6 protein-coding genes are annotated in these 4,088 nt (G+C 39.5%); 2 read left to right on the top strand and 4 right to left on the bottom strand.

Annotated elements, in window-relative coordinates; translation table 11 throughout:
• Positions 1–579 precede the first annotated feature (579 nt).
• Both LC653_RS44925 and LC653_RS44920 read left to right on the top strand, forming a co-directional pair.
• On the top strand, positions 580–816 hold the full coding sequence (locus tag LC653_RS44925) for a hypothetical protein (protein ID WP_229501696.1): 237 nt from the start codon (positions 580–582) through the stop codon (positions 814–816).
• Positions 798–1,109, top strand: coding sequence for a hypothetical protein (locus LC653_RS44920; RefSeq protein WP_229501695.1), 312 nt, complete (start codon positions 798–800; stop codon positions 1,107–1,109). Before LC653_RS44925 ends, LC653_RS44920 begins: the two co-directional genes overlap by 19 nt.
• A 152-nt stretch (positions 1,110–1,261) precedes the next feature.
• Here the strand turns inward: LC653_RS44920 and LC653_RS44915 are convergent, their stop codons facing one another.
• The 4 genes from LC653_RS44915 to LC653_RS44900 all read right to left on the bottom strand — a co-directional run.
• Positions 1,262–2,380 carry a ParB/RepB/Spo0J family partition protein gene (locus tag LC653_RS44915; protein WP_229501694.1) on the bottom strand — a complete coding sequence of 373 codons (1,119 nt, stop codon included), beginning with the start codon at positions 2,378–2,380 and terminating at the stop codon, positions 1,262–1,264.
• Complete coding sequence (locus LC653_RS44910) at positions 2,380–3,165, bottom strand: ParA family protein (RefSeq protein WP_099068970.1); 786 nt, start codon at positions 3,163–3,165, stop codon at positions 2,380–2,382. The genes LC653_RS44915 and LC653_RS44910 overlap by 1 nt, the downstream gene beginning before the upstream one ends.
• A 229-nt stretch (positions 3,166–3,394) precedes the next feature.
• The gene (locus LC653_RS44905; RefSeq protein ID WP_229501693.1) at positions 3,395–3,652 is read right to left on the bottom strand and encodes a hypothetical protein; all 258 of its coding nucleotides are present in this window, start codon (positions 3,650–3,652) and stop codon (positions 3,395–3,397) included.
• 143 nt (positions 3,653–3,795) lie between these two features.
• On the bottom strand, positions 3,796–4,088 hold a 293-nt coding region (locus LC653_RS44900), incomplete at its 5' end, for an AAA family ATPase (RefSeq protein WP_229501692.1).

Raw genomic sequence — 4,088 nt, 5'->3', positions numbered from 1 at the left:
TAAAAATGCTTCCCGAAATGCCTGAGCCTATTTTATTAACCCAGATTTTTGCCAAGCTTACTTCTTTAGGACGTATTCATCCCGTTTCTACAGGCATTGAACCCTCGTAAATTGGCTAAGGTATTGATTATTAACAGCTGTTTGAACGGCTTGCAAAACCTGCTTAGCATCACCACATAACTGCACGTACTTTGGATTGCCTTTAAAGCGCTGATTAAAACCTGTCACTAATGTAAGGTATCTGGGATCGGTGGGCGGAACCACAGCTCCAGGAAAAAAGGGAATACATAATAATCTACCTAACTGCTCAATAAGCCTAGGTAACTTTAGCTTCGGATAACGATTTAGCGTCATTTGCAGACTGTTTTTAGAGAGTTTATCCGGACTTTTTGAGTAGTTACGATTATCTTTCATCTTTCTTATTAAAGATTTTTGTATTGGCTTTATATCTTACATTCCGCATTTAAAGTGCCACACTCAGAGGCAGGACAGGGCAGGGTAACTGTTGGTTGTGCAGTGTGGTTTAGTGCTAGAGAGCCGGTCAAGTAATAATGATTGACAAAATAGAGACGATGTGGATTGGAAAAATTGGGGCAGGTGCGAGCGATCGTTTACAAAAATGTTTATCAGGCTTGCTGGTTATTTGTAGACTCCGATATCCGAGCAATGTTAAAAGAACATGTGCGCCTGTGTTACGACACCTGCCATTTTGCAGTGGAGTATGAAGAACCAGAGTCAGTCTTCGCTCAGTTGCAAGCAGCAGGAATTCCGATTGGGAAAATCAGCTCGGTGCTGCATTGCAAGTCACACTGCTAGATGAGGTTGAAGGACGGCGAGTTGTAAAGGAACGATTGCGTCCTTTCGCTGAGTCGACCTATCTGCACCAAGTAATTGAGCGTTGGGGTGATGACACGTTGCATCACTATCTCGATTTAGCGACAGCATTACCGCACTTGGAACAGACAAAGGCTCAAGAGTGGCGCACGCACTTTCATGTTCCCATTTTCTCCGGATTATTGAGGGGATTCCTCGCAGAAAGTTGCTCCGAGTACGTTCTGTTCTGTTACCTGGACGATCTAAAAACTGGGTTGTTAACGCAGCTAAACTAATAGTCACAATCAAGACAAAAATTTAAATTATTGAAATTTTGTACACATCTTAATTTAATATTAAGTGTTACAAAAATAATAATACTTTTATGGTTGTACCCCAATGTAGGGTAAAATTTATAGGGTAACATCTTCCAAAGAATAAAAAAGTTTTATCCGATTAACTTACCAATTTCATTTAATTTCTGCTCCAAAATTCCTTGTAAAGATTGAAGTTGTTCCCTACTAGCATTAGCTAAAGTCATCTCAGATAATCCACTACTGATTTTTTGAATAACTGCTTTTATTTCTTTCGATTCTGATTGTTCTGATGTTAAATACTTAGCTTTAATGTTCTTAACTAAATCGCGTGTCTCAGGTACAGTTAAACTTTCTTTTAATACCTGCTCTATTGCTTTTATTCGTTCTATAGCTGCCTCTTGTTCGGAAATTTTCAAGATTTTTGATGACAATGTTGCTAATGCCAATGCGTGAGCGCCTTTCAGTTCTTGATGACGAATTGCTTTTTTTAAATCTTCTGGCAAAGATAACATTGGTAAAAGATTGGACTTAACAGAAGCAGGATTCAACCCGAATTCTAAGAACACTAAAAATAAAGCTTGCTCCTCGTTAATAATACCCAGTACTTCTAAACCTTGTTGTTGCTCCTCACTACTAACAATTAATAATTTTGTTAACTCCTTGACTTGATTATTACGTTCAAGCCGCTTAAGTACAGCACCAAGAGTTGTAGCAACCTCATCAATTTCTAAACCAGTTGATTTGGTGATCTCTTTAAATATTGCTTCTGCCTTGTCTAGTGGATTTAAATCTTCAAAACCTAAAAAAGTCAATAACGATGATTGGTCTAAATCCTGTGGCTGAGGTACGATTAATGCCCGAATAGTCTCCCATCCTAATAACTTTGCTGCTTCCCAACGTAACTGCCCGTCCAAGAGCATATAACGACCGTTATCGTGAGGAACTAAAATAACCGGTGTAATCTGCCCATGTTTTTTTAGTAATCTCGCTTTTGCCTGAATAGACTCTTGTGTAATTGTTTGTCTTGGCTGGTTAGGGTTAGGGTCAATTAGACCTGTATCAATGGCAATCTCACCTGTTTGCTTTTGCAATTGTTCGCGCAATTTGGCGATTTCTGTTTCTAATTCTGGTGATTGCGATGCACGTAACCTTTCTACTTCAGCTTGCAGATCCGTAATTCTTTGTTCTTGATCAGTTTTCTGCACTGCCCCTTTAAATTTATCGCTTATTTGCGGTAATGCTTTTGCCATTATTTTTCCTTAATTAATGCAATGACATCATCAACAATTAACTTGAAATCTTTGCAAGCAGGATGCTTGGGACGATACTTGTGCAATGGCAACCCATAAGCACTAGCATTTTTAAACTCGTTAGAACTCCGAATTTTTGGATACAATTTTATCCCTAATCTCTCAGCAATTGCAGGTAACTGTGCTAGGTATTGCCTATGCATAGCTACTACTTCGTTATACATACTGGGAACAAACCCTAAAATTGGTGGACGTGGCTCAAGTTGTAACTCGTCACTTGTGGAAATACACCATTCAACTAACTCTGCCGAACCAGAAATAGCTTTCATCTCTAACTGTACTGGAACTAAAACATGAGTAGCAGCAGCTAAAGCATTGACATTTAGCATACCCAAAGTTGCAGGACAGTCCAAGATAATTAAGTTATGGGGTAATGAATATTTATTTAATTTGTCGGCTAGACTGTATTCTCCACGTTTTCTGATCACCAATTCATTAGCTATTTCAGCCAACAAGGGATGTCCTTGATACACCTCAACTTTGGAATCCCAAACTGGTACTAATGACCAATCACCTTTAAAATCCTTAGACAGTAACTCTACTGTAGTTAAGTTTGCTTCGGCTGGAGACAAACCACAAAACACATCTAATGAACGTTGGGGGTCTAAATCTAACATAGCTACTGTATAACCCCGCTTACTTACTTCATAGGCAATATGTGTGCTAATGGTAGACTTACCTACTCCACCAGCATTAGCCAGGAGTGCGAGAACTATCTGTTTCATAAAAATTGCTCAAACTTAGTCGCAGTATATCAATGATTTGTCGAATTTTAAAATCCGACAAAAATAAGTTTGAGAATTTTAATAAATGTCGGATTTTAAAATTCGACACAAGCTGAATTTCAAAAATTACATTAGGCTAATTGAGGCTAGGCTTTTTGGTGAGTCGAGAAGCTTCCTAATTTATTTGTGGTGGACGAGCCTCTCACTCATTTTTTTGTTGCCAAATTGATTACCCAAATAACTCTCGGTGCTGATAAGCAAATCGAGAAACATCCTGACTAGCCACAGGTTTAGCATAAATAGCCTGATTGCGAATTGCCTGTATCTGTTCTGACTCTCGCTCCATAGCTGGTGTAAATTTTTGTCGCTGTTTCAGCAAATCCTCAAACTCAATCTCCCCTGGTCTACCTTGATAAAAAGCTGACTCAGCACAACGACGGACTGCATTACTAATTTCTGCCGGACTGCAAATGCGATATTCAGCCAACAGTCTACGCCATTGGTCATCGCTCCAAGGTGAGTTAATGTCTTGAAAAGCTGGAAAATACTTAGCTAGATGTAGATTGAAAACTTCATATCTTGCTCCTTCATGGGGTAAGTCTACAAAAAAGATATCATCAAAACGGCGAACTAACTCCGCAGTAGCATTGACAAGCGATTAACAGTAGCAATGGTATAAACTGGCTCTTGATGCTCTTGCATCCAAGTTAGTAAAGCAGCAGATAGCCGCCTTGCCACACCTCCATCTGCATTGGAGTCCCAGCCAGCAAAGCCTTTATCAAAGTTATCCCAGTAGAGTACACAGGGAGCAAGGGAAGTCACCAAAGCAATAAACTCCTTTAATGCTCTGTCGGGATGACGATCGCCCAGTAGTACACCCCAATTAGCTGCTAACAATGGCAATCCCATTTTCTTAGCTGCTA

The organism is Nostoc mirabile CHAB5784 (assembly GCF_020829645.1).
GTDB classification, from domain to species: Bacteria; Cyanobacteriota; Cyanobacteriia; order Cyanobacteriales; family Nostocaceae; genus Nostoc; species Nostoc mirabile.
This window is presented reverse-complemented; position numbering and strand designations above follow the sequence as displayed.

Bases quoted from the DNA above. Each gene is read 5' to 3' on its own strand.
- LC653_RS44910 (WP_099068970.1), bottom strand. From the start codon at position 3,165: ATGAAACAGATAGTTCTCGCACTCCTGGCTAATGCTGGTGGAGTAGGT.
- LC653_RS44915 (WP_229501694.1), bottom strand. From the start codon at position 2,380: ATGGCAAAAGCATTACCGCAAATAAGCGATAAATTTAAAGGGGCAGTG.